This is a genomic window from Algibacter sp. Ld11 (assembly GCF_045066735.1).
GTDB lineage: Bacteria > Bacteroidota > Bacteroidia > Flavobacteriales > Flavobacteriaceae > Algibacter.
Map to the genome: position 1 here is coordinate 409,747 of NZ_JBISHH010000025.1, position 20,532 is coordinate 430,278.

The window sequence follows — 20,532 nt, forward strand, 5'->3', positions numbered from 1 at the left end:
GTATAGTTACCTAAACGAGTAAATTATTGATTTATAATAGTATATATTTTTAAAATGAATAAAGAAAATTACTGTCCACTTAATTATACCATGACGCTGATAGGAACCAAGTGGAAACCTTTGGTGTTATTTCATCTTTTGGAAGGACCTTTACGCTCTGGTATTTTACAGAAGCATATTATAGGTATTTCTAATAAGATGTTTACACAAACTGTTCGTGAATTAGAAAAAGATGGTTTAGTGCTTAGAAAAGTGTATCCCGTTGTACCGCCTAAGGTAGAGTACAAATTAAGTAAGCGTGGTGCATCACTAGAAGGTATTTTGAGAAGTCTTGATGCATGGGGAGCAAACGACTTAAAAGAGTAGCTTTTAAAAATGTGTTAGCATTTATTTTGAAAAAATGAAAATTAGTTAGGTTTTAGTGGTTTGGCTCAAAAAATTAACGCCCTTTTAAGAGTATTTCTTTCAGGTATATCATTTTAAAATTCTTAGATTTGTAATGTATTTACTGAATATTCAATAACGAAAAATAGAAAATCATGGGAAAAGGCTTTTTTAACGTACCAATTGCTGTTAACGAACCTGTAAAATCTTACGCACCAGGAAGCCCTGAGAGAGCGGAAGTATTAGAGGCTTATAAAACAATGTTTAATAGTAAAGTGGACGTTCCTTTGTACATAAACGGTGAGGATGTTGAAACGGGTAACACCAGAACAATGTCTCCTCCGCACGATCACAAACATGTGGTTGGAACTTATCACGTAGCAGAACAAAAACATATTGATGATGCTATTACTACAGCTTTAGAGGCTAGAAAAACATGGAGTTTAATGCCATGGGAGCAGCGTGCAGGAATATTTTTAAAAGCTGCCGAATTAATAGCAGGCCCATACCGAGCTAAAATTAATGCTGCAACCATGATTGCGCAGTCTAAAAATATATACCAAGCAGAAATTGATGCAGCTTGTGAGCTTATCGACTTTTTGCGTTTTAACGTACAGTTTATGTCGGATATTTACATGGAGCAACCAGAAAGCACAAGTGATGCCTGGAACCGTGTTGAGTATCGCCCGTTAGAAGGTTTTACTTATGCTGTAACACCATTTAACTTTACTGCAATTGCTGGAAATTTACCAGCTTGTATGGCGTTAATGGGGAACGTTGTAGTTTGGAAACCTAGTGATAGCCAAGTATATTCTGCAAAAGTTATTATGGATGTGTTTAAAGAAGCAGGTGTTCCTGCTGGCGTTATTAACGTTGTTTTTGGAGATCCGGTAATGATTACGGATACCGTATTAGCGAGTTCAGATTTTTCTGGATTACACTTTACAGGTTCTACTTATATATTTAAAGAACTTTGGAAACAAATTGGAAACAATATCCATACTTATAAAACGTACCCAAAAATTGTTGGAGAAACAGGAGGGAAAGATTTTATTGTAGCTCACAAATCGGCGAATGCTAAGCAAGTTGCAACAGCTATTGTTCGTGGCGCATTTGAGTTTCAAGGTCAAAAATGTAGTGCGGCATCTCGTGCTTACATTCCAAAGAGTTTATGGAGCGATGTAAAGAATTTTGTGATAGAAGATGTAAACTCGTTTAAAATGGGGTCTCCAGAAGACATGAGTAATTTTATTACAGCCGTTATTCACGAAGGTTCTTTTGATAAATTAGCCAAATATATTGATCAAGCTAAAGCAGATGCGGATGCTGAAATTATTGTTGGTGGAGGTTATGATAAAAGTAAAGGTTACTTTATCGAGCCAACTGTAATACTTACTACAAATCCGAAATATACAACTATGAGTACAGAGTTATTTGGCCCTGTAATTACTATTTATGTGTATGAGGATGACGCTTACGCGGAAACATTAAAGTTAGTTGATGAAACTAGTGATTATGCATTAACTGGAGCGATATTATCAACTGATAGATATGCTGTAAATCAGGCAACTGAAGCTTTACAAAATGCAGCTGGAAACTTCTATATTAATGATAAACCAACTGGTGCCGTTGTAGGGCAACAACCATTTGGAGGTGCAAGAGCATCTGGAACTAATGATAAGGCCGGTAGTGCACAAAATTTATTACGTTGGGTGTCACCAAGAATGATAAAAGAAACGTTTGTAACACCTAAAGATTACCGTTACCCATTTTTAGGAGAATAGATATTAAGAGCATATTTTTTTAAAGACCATCTAAAATTTTAGATGGTCTTTTTTGTTATATGAAATTTTTATTATCGATATATACTTTGTTTGAAATTGATAAATAAATCAACAAAAAGCCCGCGTTAAGGATTGAACGGTATGTTTAAGCTCCCCGACCAAAGGAGGGAGCGAGTAGTGAAAGCCTGACCCGAAGGGAAACGCCCATAAGAAATGAATGCGTTTGCCGAATAGAAAATGTATCTAATTATATAAAAAATAATTATCTTTAATCAAAAATTGCTAAAGTCATTTAAAATGGCATATTAATTGTTCAATTAATATAATATGAAAAAACTCTTTACTTTAATTTTAGTTGCTTTGCCTATACTGATGTTTGGTCAGGCAAATAAATTATTTCGACAAGCTTTAAAAACGGAAGATTTAAACGAAAGAATAGAGCTTTTAACTCAGGTTATCAATTTAGAATCTGATAAGTTAGATGCTTATTTTTATCGTGCTATTGCAAAAAATGACTTGGGAGATTACTCTGGAGCTATAATAGATTACTCTAAAATAATACTGACAGAACCTGATGCCGATAGTTATTTTAATCGAGGGAACGCCAGATATAGTTTAGAGGATTTTGAAGGTGCAAGACAAGATTATAAAGATGCTGTTAAAATAGACCCTAATTTTTTGGATGCTATTTACAGTTTGGGCTGTGCTAATTATGATTTAAACGATTACTCTGGAACAATTGAAGTTCTTAATGAGTTACTTGTAAAAGAGCCGTATTACATAAAGGCTTATACACTAAGAGGTTTAGTTTTTGATAATTTAAAAGATTATAAACAAGCTTTAAAAAATTACACTATGGCTGTACTTATGGATCCATCTGCAGATACTTACTATAATCGAGGTGTGTCTTTAATGGGGATTAATTATTATAAAAAAGCAAGAAACGATTTTTCTACGGCTATTAGATTAAATGAAAATAACGGATTTGCTTATTTCTATAGAGGAACGGCTAATTTACTTTTAGGCAAATATAAAAATGCTATTTCGGATTTTGAAACAGCTTTAAAATTTGATGCCCTAGACTTTGATGCTATGCTCGGACTTTCTATGGCATATTATAAATTGAAAGATTTACCCAATACCAAAATTAATTATCATAAAGCCAAAGATATTTTACAAAGAAATGGAAACTCTACGTCTGGTATAGCTCTTTTTGAAAATACATATTGGTATAAAAATCAGTTTTATTTCTTTAATGAAATGAATAAACAAATAGGAATATTGTAGTTTGTAAATTGGTTTTTATGGTTGTTTAAGGAGGTTACTTCTTTGTAAAATTTTAACGTCTTTTAATACATCCGATTTTGTTTTTAATTCCGTGTTAGCTTTAAATATTTGGTTTAATTGAAGGCTATATTGTTTTACATTCTCTTGTACATCTGGGCATTTTTTGAGATCGTTTTCGAGTTTAGCTCTTAACCTATCTAATGTTTTTATTTGATTTTGCTGAGTTGTAATTTGTGTCGATAAGCTGTTAATTTGAATTTCGAATTGCTGAATACTGTCGGTTAATTTATTGGCCTGTTCCTTGTTTGTTTTTATTTCTATACCAAAAACAATAATATGTTCGGCATCTGTAAGTAGCATTTCTATTTGAGGTTTAAAAATAAAAAGCGCTAGTGCGGCAAATAGTGCCCATATTAACGTTTTATATGGGAAATGGGATGTTGTTTCGTTAGGCATGGTGTCTTGTTTTTATAGTGAAGCTATCAAATCGTCGTCCGCAATTGGGTTTAGGTTAGGTTCTAAATCTACTTGTGCTAGATCTACGTTCTCTAAGAATGTATTGGAAAACAATTTGGCCATATCTTCAGAAAGTAAAGCCTTTCTATATTGTTTCCAGGTTTTAACGGCATCGCTACCATACATATGGTTTACTAAATTCGGGAAATTCCAATCACTACTTTTTCCCCAATGGATGGTAAAAGGAATGTTGTTTTCTTTTAAAACCTCAATCATTCGCTTAGAATACTCGGTTAAACTCATTATTTTTTTAGTTTTTTTCCAAAGGACACCGTCAATTTCTAACATACAAGTTACCGGAAATTTCGTGAATCCAAGTGTAGCTTTGGTTTGTTTCACGAAGCGCATGGCAAAAATACCAGGAATTGGCCCTTCGTTATTTGTTAAATCGGCTAGAAGTTTTAAGGCCTTTGGAGAGTCGGTGTAATTTACGCCAAACGAGCAAGCAAAAGCAGGCCCTTGATAGGGTGCATCCCAAAATATTTCGGGTAGGGTACCAGTTAATTCTTCATCTACCATAGGTAAAATAGATTTGCGTAAACGCTTTACGAGCCATGGAATACTTTTAGGAAAGTTTTCTGCCATTTTAGTAAAAAGGTGAATTAGATCCCGATATAATGATTGTTTTATTATAGGAAAGGGATCTTTATAATTGGCATGGTATGGCTTTTTATACATTAACTCTACAACATATTCTGCTTCGTTGCTATATTGATTTATGAAGATTTTGTAATGATAAGGTATGTTGCCTGAACCATCGACAGAGGTTTCTTCGGGTATTTTAAATGTAGAGTTCTTAAAGTCTAATGTTTGAGCCAATTCTAAGGCTAAGTCTTTATTAATTTTTTTAACGTAGCGTTTTAATAGAAATCGTGGTTCGGCTTCAATAACGATACCATGTATAAATCCGAAAGCGCCTAAACCTACGAGAGCAGCATTAAATAAGCCATCGTTTCGAATAACTCTGTGGCTTATTTTTTCTGCGAAAGCATTATTTATAGCAGGTTTTGTATGTGGCTCTAAATAAACAATATCTTCCGGGTTTGGGCCGATAATAAGGTTTAGACCTACCACATAATCTTGAATTGCTCCAACATGTAAAGCTGAGCCATGAACACCTGTAGAAATGCAGCCAGCGAGTGTTTGTCCATTACTAGCGCCTGTAGTTTTTAGCGATTTGCCATGTGCAGAGAGTACTTCGGAAACGCGTTTTATAGTTGTGCCACATTCAAATAAAAATAAATTTGAAGCATCAAAATTGGTGCCTATATGGCACTGGTTTTTCTCGATTGGCATATGGATGTTCATAAAACCATTGTAATGCATGCGGTCTTTTTGGCTGGCTATATGGTTCATTGACCAGGCCGATCCATAAGCTCTAAAACCATGGTTGGCATCGTGAGATTCTTTAATCAATCTCCGAATTTCTGTTGCAGCATCGTTATACCGATCTAGTTTTTTTTGCATATTACCATCGCCTTCTAATTCGGTTACGTAGAGTTTTTTTATCTCGAAAGGGCCATTGTTGTGCAGTGTGTCCCATTTTTTTAGAGTATGTGTTTTTGTAGTGGCCATAGTTTTAGTTTAAAGGTTGTGCGCAAACATATTTTACTTTCATTCTACGCTTTCTACCAAAGGTGATCATGCTTAGTAAAGAACCGCCAAAAGTATTTCGGAATTCAACGGTATGTAGTTTACCTGTTTTGCATTTATCTGTTTCTTTCACTAGAAAAGTAAAATCTTTAGAGACGATATCTATTTTAATTACAGTGTCTATTTCTGTTACTGCCATATTTCGATAATAATCTTCGCGAATAGAAATGGGATCGGGTTGCATAGCACCATTAGTACTCCGTAATCTTACAGAATAGCAAGAGGTGAGAATAAAGCATAAGCTAATTATTAAAGGTTTTGAGATAAGGCTTTTCATTATGTTTAGATTTAAATAGATTTTATTTTTTTGATGATGTTTAACGCGTACTGGCTACCAAAATTAGCATCAATATTGAGCGATTCTTCTCTGCCTAGTGTATAGAATATTTCGGTTACGTTTTGGGCGGCGTAACATAAAATTAAATCTGTAAATACATTATAGGCACCTTTTGTTTTTTTATGAGAATCGTTTAGTTCTGCATAGCTATTTGATGCAAAACTTGAACAATCTTGCAATTCATTTTTATGGTTTAAATAGCTTTTTCCTGCTATAACTTGACAACCAGCAGAAAAGTTAGAACGCCCTATGCCAGACCAATGTATATTGATGGAAGGATTAACTTGCATACCTTTTAGTTTACCATTAGAATCCTTTATTAGTAAGTCGTTATTGGTTAAAGCATTGTTATTATCCCAATCTCTAACTACCATAACACCTGCGCTGTTTTTAGGTTTTAGTGCTTTGTATATTTTTTTCTCCACAGATATTTTGTGCCAACCAAATCTATATTTGTGCTGTCCTTCAATCAAAAAAGGTTCATCGTTGCGTTGTGCCATATTTACACTTGGGTCTGTAGATCCCCAAAAAGTAAAAACCATACCGTTGATGAGAAGAAAAAATAAGTCGTCGTTTTCGCGTTTTTTGATGCTTTGAGCTTCGTTTCTGCGAACACCAATTAAATGTATGTCGGTTGGGTTAAAACTCCAATCTTCTACTTTAAAGGATGAGTATGTTTTGCTTAGACCATTTAATGTTTTTAATATGGGTCCTGGAGTATTTTTGTAATAAGTTTTGGCATTATGGAGTAAATCTATCCATGCTGTATATGCCTCTGTAGGATTGTTATTTGATGTTTTTCCCCAATCTGATACTTTTTTTTCATCTTTCCAACGTTGTATATGTTTCATTGTACCAGAGCCAACAATACCGTCGGGAACCATATTTTTAATGTTTTCTTCTGTGCGGATATATTCTTGAAATAGCCTTACTGAGGCTTGGGTTACATAACCAAAAACACCATCGAAAGCACTACGAGGCATAAAACCTGCGTGGAACAGAAACAATTGAAGTTTCATAACATCGTTATCATTGCCTTCTCTAAAAGATCGCCACTTTGTGCGATTGTCGTCCCTAAAGCTTACTTTATTCACTAGTAAACCGTCTATATGATAAGGTTTGAGAAAGGCTTTTCTACTTTGAGGTATTTTTCCTTTATCGCAACTTCCTAGGTATAATGTGGCCATATTTTAACGATTTTAGTATTTGTTCAATTCACTTTTAATATAATTTAAGCTCTTTATAATTTTGGGGTCTTCGACATAATCTAAAAAGAAATCGATTTGAGAAATTTCAATGTTTATATAGCGTGGACTGTATAATTGTCTGAAGATTTTACGGTACCATTTTAAAATGTTTTGTTCTTCTTTATTAATGTTTTTAGGGTTAATTAAAATTAAAGCATAACTGATCTCTGTCATGCCAATAAGTACAGAAATATCAAGATCTGCTTTATCATAATCATCTAATTCTATATAAAAATCAGCAAAGTGTTTTTCCAGGTTCTTAATGCTCGAGAAAGGTTTGTTTTCTTTAAAACGGACTACTAATTTTTTGTCGCCTAACAGTTCTAGAAAATGACCGATATAGACCATGTTAGAAATAGCATCGAGATACTGACCACTATGATTATCTTTAGAGATGATAAGTGCATCTTGATAAAATGTATATGCCATTTTTAATTGGTCGATACATTCTTTTTGCTCTAAATGAATAGCCGAGTGTTTGTAAGCATTGGCAATAATGTTTAGGCGACTCGGGTTTTTCCCGGCAAGGGTTAGAAGTTTTATTTCGCTTAAATACATGGATATTATATGCGGAATAGTAGTTGTATTATTTTCTTTTTTAGCGAGTTTAACATCTTCTCCCAATCGGTAGGACTGTACCGAGCAATACTGTTCTAATGCTTTAATGGAATAGTTACCATTATCAAACTCAAAAAGATCTTTATATTTTTGATATGCAACATCGGTCATCCCTAACTCATCATAAATCATTGCCTCTTTTTCTAAAACAACAGCATCGAGTAGATTAGAGGTTTCGGCACGATCTATAAGTTTATCGAGCTCTCTAAGTGCCGATGCATGATCTTCTTTTTTATCACGAATGGCAATAAATAAATTGTCTAAGTCTGTGTAAACTTGTGAGGATACAACGTACTCGTTTGTAAATTGACTAGATTTTGATTGATTTTGAAATTTATAAAATTGATTACCATAGCATTGATAAGCACCCCAAGTATTCGAGCTACGATATTTTTGAAAGCATGCCAAACGTGCCTTTTGTACAGCAACGCCAAAAGCATAGCCTTTAAACATATTTTCGTAGAAGGTTTCCGAGAATACTTTAGCTGCACCATCGTTAACCGCCCAACCAGAAATTATAATGGCTTTTACGCCCATTTCTATAAGTTGTGTACCAATATTAGCCGCTAAGCGGTATCGGTTTTTGCTATAAGCATCATCTTTAGCATCTAAAGTTCCAGAATAGCAGCAATTTATAAATACAAATTCTGGCACGTAACCAATTTGATTTATCATGGCAGGGTCTATACAAATACCATTACCTATTGCAATACCAACATTGCAGTTATCAGGGTCGTAAATACCATGACCAGCGAAATGCATTATTTTGTAAGGCTTACTAAACAGCTCCATCATAATATTTTTTGCTGTTGAGTTTATTAGTGCATTCACATTATAATTTGCTTGTTTTAGTGTATTACTCACCCATTCGGCTTCTACTTTGGCTGCTGGTAATTGCGGTAAATCGTTTTGATAATACATAGGGTCTCCCACAATAAAAGCTTCAATGTTATTAAGTGATACTTGACTGAAGCGTACAGAGTCGTTAGTAATTAATTGCCTAATAAAACTGGAGGTCACAGATGCAGGAACATCTGTAGTGCTATTGTCGTGTAGTAATTCCCAAGGTAATTGTGCAGCGTATTTATCTAGTTTTAAAATAAGGTTGTTTTGATCTCGAAAAGTGTTTTTAAATTCATTTGGAACTAACATTTCAAATAGCGATTTTGATAAACGCGTATCCCATGTGGAGCTCGTTGACATTTCTTTTATTAAATGATTTATTTTATGTAAACCAATGCCAACCATTTCTTGTTCAACTCTAGCTAATCCTGTAGATGAGTAATATTTAAAGCCTGTAATACCTTCATTATTTTCGCAAGCAAGATCTTCGTTTTTCATGCTATCGATATGCAAATTGAACCAGCGATCGTATTCGTTGTTTCGAAATCTATTTCGTTTTTTGGCACCTGTACGTTTGGTGATGCCTTTTTCTAATCGAAACATCATTCTATCGTCGTTATTTTGTAACCTTGATAGACTAAAATAAGCTTCGCTGGCAACAGACTCGTAGTAGTTTACAATTTCAATATCTTTAATACATTGTAAACCTTCTTCGGTTTTTTTAATTTGTTTGTTTGCGTCTGCAACGCCAAGAAGTATTCCTTTAATAGATTCTTCTACCGGTAATTGTCCATAACCAATACCCATTAAAACAAAAGACATCCCTTTGGCGTATTTTTTTGCTCGCGGTAAGGTGTAATTATCACGCATAAACATAGCATACTTTAAAGCCGCTTGTTTAACCGCTTTTGCAAGTAGAAAGGATGTTAGAGCGTCTGGACTACCTAAACCACATACAACGGCACCTCTTGGTTGTGTGTTTAAATTGAAAAAGACTTCGCTTTCTCCAACTTTTCCAGGATAATACCCAATACTCATACGTTGAGACAAACGGCTATTTAGGTAATTATCTAGCGCTTTTTCTGAACTTAAGATTAAGTCCATAAAAAAATGACCAACCATAACAGGGTAAGAAGCTACTTTTAAATCGCCATGAATAACTTTTACATTGAAAGATTCACTTTCTACTTTTATTTGCTTTTTAACATCGAAAATGGCATTCACAACAGCTTCCGAATCAAACGTTGGCTCAACCGATTCATATACTTCTGAAATAATTTCGCTTCCTCTATTACTTGGTCTTTGCGTACTTAGGGCATTGGTGCTTCCTGTAGATAAAATATCGGTTATACCTTGAAATATGTAGTCTTCATTAGCTAAGTCACCATGTGTAGTTTGCGAATAGTATAGGTTATTGCTGTTTAATAATTGTTTTGGTATGCCTGATGCCCAAGTAACGCTGCCATCTCCATGTGAAGTTGCCTTGTAGACCAACTTTTTATTCTTAGAAAGAAAACGATCTTTTAAGGTATAGTCGAAAACTGTTTTATCGGCCTGACCACAGATATAAAATACATTATTGAAGTCGGTTTCATTTAAATTATTTATAAAACTAATTACTTCTTGTCTATAGGTTTCAAAGTCGTTTAACGATTTTGTATTGCTAGATGGTTTTGGCATGTGTTTTAAATTTGCTGTTTCATCTAGATTTTGCCAGAACCCTTCTTCCCAAAAATGTCTATCAGTTTCTTTTTCTATTGGCAGAAGCTCAAATATTCCAGGGAATTTCCAAAATACCCTGAGTAAATCGCTTCTATCATTTTTAAAATCTATAGCAGCCAATTGTTTAACACGACCACTGTGCCCAGTGAGCACTTCCATAATTAAGTAAGAGCCTAACCATGGTGTACCTAGCATAATAAAACGGTTAGCTTGGTTTTGTTTAAATAACGCCCAAGTATCGGCATAACTCATCATGCATTGTCGAGCCACAAGGCCTCCCATGGAATGTGCTACAATATGAATTTTTACTTTATGATGATTAATAATGTTTTCTATTTCAGTTTTTAGAACCTTAGCGGCTTCTTTTACTGATTTTCTCCAATCGAATTCGAGTGTAATAACATCATATTGGTTTAATAAGTGGTTAGCTAAATCATTGTAGTATTTAATGATAACACCGCTTGCTTCTACGTTTGTAGCACTAATATTTAAATTTTTGGGTATGCCGCCTTGGTTTAGCTTTCTCATATTTACCCATTGGCTTTCATTACTACGCGATAGGGTAGAACCCATTATTCCGGGAATGAGTATTACAACGTCTCGAGTAATTAATTCGGGACGAATGCTAATGCCTTCCATTGAAAGCTTATCGAGTAAAATACCTCGTTTACCTTCTGTGTAAATTTCCTTTTTAAATAAAAGCGCAGGAGTATCTTCGTTTGCTTTTATGGCGTCTAAAATAGCTGCCCTCGAATTTTTTTCTGTGAAATAATTAAAATGATTGGTTTCGCTGCCTTTAGATAAAAACTTGTAGATACCATTACCTCTTATTACACCATGATCCATACGGCGCGTATCGACAACTAAATCGTTAGCTTCTAAATAAAATAAGTTTGCGAGAATAACTTTTAAAGAGTTAAAATTTAGTCCACCAATATCAGCATCGCCGGCAATACTGTACAACTCGCTAGCTACTGTAGTATCCGAAATATTTAGCATTTTTTGAAATAACGATTCGGGCATCATACTGTTTAAGCCCGGTAATATTTCTGGATTTTCTTTTTGGCTAACGAGTTCTAAAAGAAAAGCTTTAACCGAATGATATAACGGATTAGTAATGCCGAAAGCGAGTGATACAGCATTTAATACTAAGTTGAAATAATGATCTGCTCTTCTGGATAGAATGGTTGTGCCACTAGCAGGAGCAGCCACACGAACCACTTTGTTTATAGTTATTTTTTTACGCTGAACAATATTATTGATTGCTTCCATTAAGGCTCTATTCTCCTTTTCCTCTTCGCCTTTTAAAATGCCAATTTCTAGCGAGCTGAAGCCTTTCGTTTGGTTCCTAAAGTCGCATTTTGCTAAAATATCGGCGACTAAACCGCCTCTAGAATGGCTTAAAATATCTATAGTAATAGTGTTCGGGCAGGCTTCTAAAAAATCGAGTACATTTTGTAGCGGACTAACCGATAGCGTGTAATGCTCTAAAGCAATAATGTGATTGCCGTAAATACTGTGTATCGAATTCCAAATATCTGTATTTTTATTTAACTGACTAAAGGCATCTAAAGTTGTAGATAATGTACCATGAATAAGTAGTAAAAATGGAGATGATACATTAGTGGGTATTTTGTATTTCGATTTGTTAAAATTTAAATCTAATTGATAGATGCCGGGATGAGGTTGTATTTTTTTATCATAGGCTTCGGCTAAAGCCATGATGGCGACTTCTTGAACTATAGTTGCAGGACTAAAAACGCTAAATACTTTTATAAGCGCCCGTTTTATATAGCCTCGACTAGCATCTTCATGTGATATTTGCGTGTCGAAAACATAATCTGTACTATTTACGGCACGCTGATTTAGTGTTTTTTTATCGTAAATTTCTTGAACATCTGCCGGATGACCAATCCATTCGGTTTGATCTGTAAATTGAATGGCAACCAGATCGTTTTCGTCTAAATCAATAGTGTTAATGTTGTTGCTAGATCGAGTTTCCGAAACTTCAATATAAGATTTTAGCTTGTACTTTTGGGTTAATGTATTGGGCATAACGAAGTTTACCGTTTTTACGTTGTGCGCAATGCCTACAATTTTAGCTTTTTTAGTCATTTTATTTTTAATAGCTTCAACAGAAAAAGGATCGAGTAAAAACAGAGTTAAATTTGTGTAACGAACTAATTTATGTGTTGGTTCATTTAGTTTTTACCTGCAATTTTCTTGTTATGTTGGTTGTTTATTGAACAAAATAGGGTTGCTCGCTATTTTTAAAATAAGAGAGCAACCGTGCTTATCTACGACATCTTCAAAGATGGTGTAGATATCACTTTTTGCTATTAAAAGGTTAATGGAGAGAGACTCTGTTAAATTGAAATATTTAAGGGAGTCGCAATAAAAGTACAAAATAATCATTAACAATCAGTTAGTTACGATTTATTTTTTGTGTTTTATTTGAAATTAATAAAAAGATGGATACAATTTAATATCTGAGTTTATAATAAATCGATACCGTTATTGAGAGAAGTTTTTAAAGTTTTAATTTAACAAGGAGAGTTTTTAATTATCATCCTTTTCAGGAACAGGATCATATCCTGAACCTCCCCAAGGATGGCAGCTAAATATTCGTTTTATAGCTAACCATCCGCCTCTAAATAAGCCGTGTTTTTCTAAGGCTTCTTTAGAGTATTGCGAACAAGTAGGGTGGAACCTACAAGTTGCGGGTGTAAGTGGTGATATCAGGTTTTGATAGACCTTTATTAAAAATAAAAAAGGTGCTACTAAGATTTTTTTCAGCATAATATCTAAATAAGATTATAAAATCTCAGGTTATAAAGTAGCTTTTTAAATTTTTGCTGAATAAAGAGGCTATTAGTTCACCGAATAGGTTGTACCATCCTTACCATCTTTCAATAAGATACCAGCTTCTGCTAATTCGTCTCGTATTTTATCAGATAAAGCAAAATCTTTATTAGCTCGTGCTTCTTGTCTTAATTTTATTAAAACATTTACCGCTCCAGTTAATTTATCGGTGCCAGAATCGTTTTTCACAACGTTTTCTAAGCCTAAAACATCAAATACAAAAATATTTATAGTTTCTTTTAATGTTGTTAAATCTTCCGCAGAGATAGTTTCTTTGCCTTCTTTTATTTGGTTAATATATTTTGCAGCTTCAAATAAGTGCGCGATTAAAATGGGCGAATTAAAATCGTCGTTCATAGCATCATAGCAAGATTGTTTCCAAGCATTGATATCTATAGAAGATGCTTTTGATGCGGTTAGTTTTTCTAATAAATTTACAGCATCCATTAATCTGTAAAAACCTTTTTCACTAGCTAATAAACCATCATTAGTTAAATCTAGAACGCTTCTATAAGACGATTGTGCGATAAAAAACCTAATTACACTTGGTGCATATGCTTTACTAAAAAAGTTATTATTACCCGAAAGTAATTCGTCAGGATTTATAGTATTCCCTGTAGATTTAGACATACGTTGTCCGTTTAACTCTAACATATTGGCGTGCATCCAATAGTTTACAGGTGATTTACCTTTGGCAGCTTCATTTTGTGCAATTTCACATTCGTGATGCGGGAATTTTAAATCCATTCCTCCACCGTGAATATCAAATTGCTCTCCTAAATATTTTGTACTCATAGCAGTACATTCTAAATGCCACCCAGGAAAACCATCGCTCCAGGGAGAAGGCCAGCGCATAATGTGTTGAGGTTCTGCTCTTTTCCAAAGGGCAAAATCTTGCGGATTTCTCTTATCACTTTGTCCGTCGAGTTCTCTGGTGTTGTGAATTAAATCTTCAAGTTTACGCTTACTTAGTTTTCCGTATTCGTGAGTTTCATTAAATTTATGAACATCAAAATATACAGATCCGTTAACTTCATATCCAAAGCCATTTTCAATAATGGTAGAAATTAATTCAATTTGTTCAATAATATGTCCCGTTGCTGTAGGTTCTATACTTGGCGGTAAAAAATTGAACGTGTTTAATATATTATGAAAGTCTACAGTGTAGCGTTGCACTACTTCCATAGGTTCTATTTGTTCTAAGCGTGCTTTTTTTGTTATTTTATCTTCACCAGCATCTGCATCGTTTTCTAAATGTCCAGCATCTGTAATATTACGAACATACCGCACTTTATAACCCAAATGCTTTAAGTAACGGAACACCATATCGAAAGACATAAACGTTCTAACATTACCTAAGTGTACATTGCTGTAAACGGTAGGTCCACAAACATACATACCCACATACCCGGTTTCAATAGATTTAAAGGTTTCTTTTTTTCCTGTAAGTGAATTGTATATTTTTATAGGGTTATGCTCGAAAAGTTGCATGCGTTAAATAGTGTTAGGTTGGGATGTTGATTATTTTAAAATTGATACTAGTAAAGCGGTTATAGCTTAAAATTTGGTTTCTAGTTTTATGTAATCTAAAAATTCTCTCCTAGTAGATTCTTCTTTAAATTTACCACCAAATTCCGAAGTTACAGTACTGCTTTCAATATCGCGAATACCTCTAGAGTTTACGCATAAGTGCTTAGCATCGATAACACAAGCAACATCGTCTGTGTTTAATACTTCTTGTAATGCTTTTACAACCTGAATCGTCAAACGCTCTTGAACTTGAGGGCGTTTTGCATAATAATCTACAACACGGTTCATTTTAGATAAGCCAACTACAGTTCCATTAGAAATGTAAGCAATGTGAGCTCTACCTACAATTGGAAGTAAATGATGTTCACAAGTTGAATAAACCGTGATGTTTTTTTCAACAAGCATTTCTCCATACTTGTACTTATTGTCAAAAGTTGAAGCTTTTGGCTTTCTTTTTGGGTCTAACCCGCTAAAAATTTCGTTTACAAACATTTTAGCAACACGATTAGGTGTTCCGCTTAAACTATCGTCGTTTAAATCTAAGCCTAATGTTTCCATAATGTGACGCACGTCGTCTTTAATAATGTCTATTTTTTCTGAGTCAGAAAGTGTAAAGGCATCATTTCTTAGAGGTGTGTCAGATGATGTTCCAATATGATCATCACCTAGAGTATCGTGTTCTTCAATATTATTATCCATTTTCATTTGCGAAAAAAATCTTATTTTTAAGTCTGCAAAGATAAGTAATTCCGTTTTGTTATGTTTTATCTTAACATATAATTGTTGTTTCTAGTTGGTCTGTTTTTTGCTAGAAATATTACATTTAAAATGAAAAAAGCTCGAACTTTTTAAAGTTCAAGCTTTTTATGTGTTTTAAAATTTTAGTAACTACTAAATATTGAAACTTAAAGATAAAGTAAGATTTGAGTTTACTCGGTCTATATCAACCGTATCTATTAAGCCAATATTGTATAAGGGTGTTTGATAAGAACGCTTTGCTTGATCGAAAGTTAAATCTAATTTTGTATTACCAAAATTATATCCTAAGCCTAAAGAAAAACCATTTAAGTCTCCAACGGTAACACCATCTGCATATGGGCTTTCCTCATAACGATATCCACCTCTAAAACTAAGTTGTTTTACTTTGTACTCACCACCAAAGCGGTAAGTAGAGGCCGATGTTAGTGCGTTGGTAATATCTGCATTTAAATCTGTGTAATCGGCTTCTGGTTTAAATGTAGTATTCGCGTAATTTTTGTTCGAGTAATCGAAACTTATTAAACCTTGCTGACCAAAAATATAAGCTAAACTTCCTGTGAATTTACCTGGCGTTTGTAGTTTGTACTCTGGGTAAATATTTACGATTTGTGGATCTAAAGCATCAAAGTTTTGACTAACTAATTCGCTAGTGTCTAAAAATTGAGATGTTTCTTCTTCAATAGTATACCAAGTAGGGGAGTCGTAGGTTAAACCTAACCTAAATTCTTGTGACAATTTAAAAATTCCTCCAATTTGAAAAGAAAAACCATTACCGGTTGTAGACAGGGCATTATTGAAATCTATAGTAGAAATTAAACCACCATTTTTGTTGTCTTCTAATAAAGATGTTGACCGTTGATAATCTATAAAATGAGAATTTAAGTTAACCCCTAAATAAACATTGTCTTCATATTGAGTAGCAAAGTTAAAACTTATTTTACCGTTATATCCTGTTTCAATATTTGTATATCGGTGATCAAAATAGCCAGAATTTACGTTAGAAGTATATGTAGTATTCCCATCATCATTAATATCATCGGCTTCTAAAATAAAAGATTCAAAACCTAAAAAAGCTTGTTGATTAGCAAACCCGTAAGCTCTACCTATTTCAGAATAAGCTTCTCTAATCGATTCTCCGGGAAATGCTGAAATTTCATCTAGCCTTCTGCCGTCAGCATAATCGTAAAAATAACTTGCTATGGAATTGCTAAATTGGCCATCATCATTTGTATTAAATCCAGCGGCATACCAACTGTTATTATGGTCGTTTGATCTATCATAAGCTATGGCTAAAGTGAATTTTCTCCATGGCGAATTGTTATTGTTTTTAAAAACAAAAGCGGCGCCTACTTGGTTTAAATCAAATTTAGAATCGTTTGTTTTTTCAGTATTACCGAAATAATTCGCTTTGTTATTTTTATCGGCACTTACAAAAGATAGTGAGGCATGACTTTGGCTAAATACAGCCGAACCTGCAGGATTTATACTTACAGCACTCATGTCACCTCCTAATGCTCCAAAAGCACCACTTAATGCTCTAAATCTAGCACTTCCTTGTATTTCATCTTGTGAATAGCGTAAGGCATCACTAATATCTTGAGCGTATATATTAGACATAGAGAGTACACCTATGAATAGTAAACTTAACTTTTTCATATATAAATAGTTTTCTTTTTTTAGAATGAATTAACGACGTCTTCCACCACTAGAAGATGATCTTGTGCTACCAGAACTACGACTGCTACTGCTACTTGATGATCTAGTCGTTGAGCTACTTGAACTTGAAGAGCTTCTACTTGGTGTGTAGGTGGAGCTTCTTGAGCTTGACGAACTTCTAGAACTTGAAGGATAAGAACTTCTACTACTTGTTGATGGTGTGTATGTAGAACTACGTCTTGTTGATGTCGATGTTGATCTTGTTGTTGAGTTTGTCGACGGCGTTCTAGTTACCGTAGATGTTCTTCTAGAAGTTGTAGAACTAGGCGCTGTACTTCTTCTAACAGTATTTCCATTAATTGTAGAACTTGCAGTGCTACTTCTTCTGGTTGTTGTGTTGTATTTTGATGTAGAGCTACTACGCCCTGATACTGTAGAAGCTGTTGTGCGACGACTTGTACCGCTTCTGTTAGCAGTGCTACCATAACTATTTCTTCTACTAGCGCTATATGCTACACGATTATTGTTGAAATTTCTATTACGGTTATAATAACCTGTGTTACCCCAATATCCATTAAATCCATTATTATTCCAGTAGTTGTAATAACCCCAGCCTCCATAACCGCCGTAAAAGATGTTGTTGAAACCTCCATAACGATATGGATTATAGTAACCCCAGTTGTTAAATCTGTTCCATCCCCAATTATTATATCTATTCCATTCCCAACTGTTGTAACCCCAAGAATTCCACCCGTAGTTATTCCAACCGTTATCTATGTAATTAATAGTAACATTATCGGTAGCTTGTCCCCAGCCAGCGTAACCTTGGTAATTATTATCAATTGCAATACCTTCTTCTTCAGAATAGTTATCGCTTTCATAACTATCAATATCAGTGAAAATTTCACTATTGACTATCATTTGTTCGGTTTCTAAAGCTCCAGTTTTAAAATAGTTTTCGTAATATTTACTATTAGAGTTGCCTGGTGCTGCAACTACTGCCTCTTCGTTTTGAACAACGCGCACAGTTTCTTCGCCATAAATTCCATCATTGTCAACACCTACGTATTGATATGAGCCACAAGATGACACACCAATTAGCAAAGCAAGCAGTGCTAAGTTTGGCATTTTTTGTTTTAAGTAGCTATTTAATTGCATATCTGTATAATTTTATTGTTGGACACTACAAAAATAGTTAGTTTTGCTGAACTATTTTATTATTTAACATAATCACAATTTTTGTGCCAAAACATCAATATGAGCAAAAAACTTACTAGTAGAGCAGAAGATTATTCTAAGTGGTATAACGAACTCGTTGTAAAAGCCGACCTAGCGGAGAATTCTGCGGTTAGAGGTTGTATGGTAATCAAGCCTTATGGCTATGCTATTTGGGAGAAAATGCAAGCTGAATTAGATAAAATGTTTAAAGAAACAGGACATCAAAACGCATATTTCCCTCTTTTTGTGCCTAAAAGTTTATTTGAAGCAGAAGAAAAGAATGCTGAAGGTTTTGCAAAAGAATGTGCTATTGTTACACATTATAGACTGCAGAACGATCCTGATAGACCAGGAAAGTTACGTGTAGATCCAGAAGCTAAGTTAGAAGAAGAGCTTATTGTTAGACCAACTTCTGAAGCAATTATATGGAATACCTTTCGTGGTTGGGTACAATCTTACCGCGATTTACCTTTATTAATAAACCAATGGGCCAATGTGGTACGTTGGGAAATGCGTACACGTTTGTTTTTGCGTACTGCAGAGTTTTTATGGCAAGAAGGGCATACGGCTCACGAAACTAAAGCAGAAGCCCTAACAGAAGCAGAAACAATGAATAATGTATATGCCACATTTGCTGAAAAGTTTATGGCCATACCAGTTATTCAAGGATTAAAAACAGAAAGTGAGCGTTTTGCAGGTGCAGATGAAACTTATTGTATTGAAGCCTTAATGCAAGATGGAAAAGCATTGCAAGCAGGAACATCACACTTTTTAGGGCAAAACTTTGCAAAAGCATTCGATGTTAAGTTTGCTAATAAGGAAGGAAAGCAAGATTATGTATGGGCAACGTCATGGGGTGTTTCGACACGTTTGATGGGTGCATTGATTATGACACATAGTGATGATTTAGGGTTGGTTTTACCTCCAAGCTTAGCACCAAACCAAGTTGTAATTGTTCCTATATATAAAACAGATGAAGATTTAAAGGCTATTACGGAAGTCGCAACTACTATAATGGGCGATCTACGAAGTAAAAACATGACGGTTAAATTTGATAATAGAACCACGCACAGGCCAGGAGCTAAATTTGCACAACACGAGTTGCAAGGTGTTCCATTACGTATTGCTATTGGAGCAAGAGACCTCGCAAATGGCACTGTTGAAATTGCTAGACGTGATACTCTAACAAAGCAAGTTGTTGCTTTAAGCAATTTAACAGAAATAATTGAAGGCTTATTAAAAGAAATGCAAGATGGTTTGTTTAAAAAAGCATTAGATTTTAGAGATTCTCACATTACAGAGGTGAATTCTTTTGAAGAATTTAAAAATATTTTAGAAAATAAAACAGGATTTATTTCTGCGCATTGGGATGGTACAATTGAGACAGAAGATAAGATAAAAGAGATCACAAAAGCTACTATTAGATGTATTCCTTTGGAATTCAAGGAGGAAGAGGGAGTGTGTGTCTATTCAGGGAAACCATCGAAAGGAAGAGTGTTATTTGCGAAGGCATATTAATTTAAAAAAAAGGCAAAAAACTTTTAAAAAAACTTGCAGAACTTAAATTTAGATGTATCTTTGCACCCGCAATGGAAAACATTGTTAAGTTATTTGAAAAGAAAATATTTTATTTGAAAAAATAAATTTGCAGATTAAAAATAAAGTTTTATATTTGCACACTCAAAAAATAATGGCCCGTTCGTCTATCGGCTAGGACGCCAGGTTTTCATCCTGGTAAGAGGGGTTCGATTCCCCTACGGGCTACAATTTAAAAAATTAAGAAAAAACAAAATGGCAAATCATAAGTCAGCATTAAAAAGAATTAGAAGTAACGAAGCAAAGCGTTTAACTAACAAGTATCAGCACAAAACAACTCGTAATGCTATCAAGAAATTACGTGAGTTAACTGATAAGAGTGAAGCTGAAACTTTATATCCTTCAGTTGTATCTATGTTAGATAGATTAGCTAAGAAAAATGTAATTCATGCTAACAAAGCGGCTAACCTTAAATCTGGTTTAGCAAAATTTGTTGCTGCACTTTAAGAGTGATTTAAAATTTATGATACTAAAAGCTTCTCAGAAATGAGAAGCTTTTTTTTTGCATTTTTTTAATGCG

At 34.3% G+C, this 20,532-nt stretch carries 15 protein-coding genes and 1 tRNA gene; 6 read left to right on the top strand and 10 right to left on the bottom strand.

Annotated features, from left to right (window positions below; all coding sequences use genetic code 11):
• Positions 1 to 54 precede the first annotated feature (54 nt).
• The 3 genes from ACJJV4_RS15420 (at position 55) to ACJJV4_RS15430 (ending at position 3,455) form a co-directional block, all read left to right on the top strand.
• Positions 55 to 366 carry a winged helix-turn-helix transcriptional regulator gene (locus tag ACJJV4_RS15420; protein ID WP_405296040.1) on the top strand — a complete coding sequence of 104 codons (312 nt, stop codon included), beginning with the start codon at positions 55 to 57 and terminating at the stop codon, positions 364 to 366.
• 173 nt (positions 367 to 539) lie between these two features.
• The gene (pruA, locus tag ACJJV4_RS15425) at positions 540 to 2,168 is read left to right on the top strand and encodes an L-glutamate gamma-semialdehyde dehydrogenase (protein WP_405296042.1); all 1,629 of its coding nucleotides are present in this window, start codon (positions 540 to 542) and stop codon (positions 2,166 to 2,168) included.
• Between the two features lie 327 nt (positions 2,169 to 2,495).
• On the top strand, positions 2,496 to 3,455 hold the full coding sequence (locus ACJJV4_RS15430; protein WP_405296044.1) for a tetratricopeptide repeat protein: 960 nt from the start codon (positions 2,496 to 2,498) through the stop codon (positions 3,453 to 3,455).
• Between the two features lie 15 nt (positions 3,456 to 3,470).
• On the opposite strand, the gene ACJJV4_RS15435 is transcribed toward ACJJV4_RS15430, so the two are convergent.
• The 10 genes from ACJJV4_RS15435 to ACJJV4_RS15480 all read right to left on the bottom strand — a co-directional run bounded on the left by ACJJV4_RS15435 (position 3,471) and on the right by ACJJV4_RS15480 (position 18,356).
• Positions 3,471 to 3,911 (bottom strand): hypothetical protein, encoded by a 441-nt coding sequence (locus ACJJV4_RS15435; protein ID WP_405296046.1) that lies wholly within the window; start codon positions 3,909 to 3,911, stop codon positions 3,471 to 3,473.
• 12 nt (positions 3,912 to 3,923) lie between these two features.
• Complete coding sequence (locus tag ACJJV4_RS15440) at positions 3,924 to 5,546, bottom strand: FAD-binding protein (protein WP_405296048.1); 1,623 nt, start codon at positions 5,544 to 5,546, stop codon at positions 3,924 to 3,926.
• A gap of 4 nt (positions 5,547 to 5,550) precedes the next feature.
• Complete coding sequence (locus tag ACJJV4_RS15445) at positions 5,551 to 5,901, bottom strand: hypothetical protein (RefSeq protein ID WP_405296050.1); 351 nt, start codon at positions 5,899 to 5,901, stop codon at positions 5,551 to 5,553.
• A gap of 11 nt (positions 5,902 to 5,912) precedes the next feature.
• Positions 5,913 to 7,148: a peptidoglycan-binding protein gene (locus ACJJV4_RS15450; protein WP_405296052.1), complete on the bottom strand. Its 1,236-nt coding sequence runs from the start codon at positions 7,146 to 7,148 to the stop codon at positions 5,913 to 5,915.
• 12 nt (positions 7,149 to 7,160) lie between these two features.
• Positions 7,161 to 12,506 carry a CHAT domain-containing protein gene (locus ACJJV4_RS15455; RefSeq protein WP_405296054.1) on the bottom strand — a complete coding sequence of 1,782 codons (5,346 nt, stop codon included), beginning with the start codon at positions 12,504 to 12,506 and terminating at the stop codon, positions 7,161 to 7,163.
• A gap of 444 nt (positions 12,507 to 12,950) precedes the next feature.
• Positions 12,951 to 13,190, bottom strand: a complete 240-nt coding sequence (yidD, locus tag ACJJV4_RS15460; RefSeq protein ID WP_405296056.1) for a membrane protein insertion efficiency factor YidD — start codon at positions 13,188 to 13,190, stop codon at positions 12,951 to 12,953.
• A 72-nt stretch (positions 13,191 to 13,262) separates the two neighbouring features.
• Positions 13,263 to 14,744: a cysteine--tRNA ligase gene (cysS, locus tag ACJJV4_RS15465; protein WP_405296058.1), complete on the bottom strand. Its 1,482-nt coding sequence runs from the start codon at positions 14,742 to 14,744 to the stop codon at positions 13,263 to 13,265.
• A 66-nt stretch (positions 14,745 to 14,810) separates the two neighbouring features.
• The gene (gene folE / locus ACJJV4_RS15470) at positions 14,811 to 15,488 is read right to left on the bottom strand and encodes a GTP cyclohydrolase I FolE (RefSeq protein ID WP_405296060.1); all 678 of its coding nucleotides are present in this window, start codon (positions 15,486 to 15,488) and stop codon (positions 14,811 to 14,813) included.
• Between the two features lie 186 nt (positions 15,489 to 15,674).
• Positions 15,675 to 17,198 carry an OmpP1/FadL family transporter gene (locus tag ACJJV4_RS15475; RefSeq protein WP_405296062.1) on the bottom strand — a complete coding sequence of 508 codons (1,524 nt, stop codon included), beginning with the start codon at positions 17,196 to 17,198 and terminating at the stop codon, positions 15,675 to 15,677.
• A gap of 30 nt (positions 17,199 to 17,228) precedes the next feature.
• Entirely contained in the window at positions 17,229 to 18,356 is a 1,128-nt protein-coding gene (locus ACJJV4_RS15480) for a hypothetical protein (RefSeq protein ID WP_405296064.1), read from the bottom strand.
• 99 nt (positions 18,357 to 18,455) lie between these two features.
• Here ACJJV4_RS15480 and proS point away from each other — a divergent pair, with 99 nt between their 5' ends.
• The 3 genes from proS to rpsT all read left to right on the top strand — a co-directional run bounded on the left by proS (position 18,456) and on the right by rpsT (position 20,459).
• Positions 18,456 to 19,934: a proline--tRNA ligase gene (gene proS / locus ACJJV4_RS15485; protein ID WP_405296066.1), complete on the top strand. Its 1,479-nt coding sequence runs from the start codon at positions 18,456 to 18,458 to the stop codon at positions 19,932 to 19,934.
• Positions 19,935 to 20,108: 174 nt separating this feature from the next.
• Positions 20,109 to 20,180: transfer RNA gene (locus ACJJV4_RS15490), tRNA-Glu, on the top strand.
• A gap of 27 nt (positions 20,181 to 20,207) precedes the next feature.
• The gene (gene rpsT, locus ACJJV4_RS15495) at positions 20,208 to 20,459 is read left to right on the top strand and encodes a 30S ribosomal protein S20 (RefSeq protein ID WP_042497482.1); all 252 of its coding nucleotides are present in this window, start codon (positions 20,208 to 20,210) and stop codon (positions 20,457 to 20,459) included.
• Positions 20,460 to 20,532 lie beyond the last annotated feature (73 nt).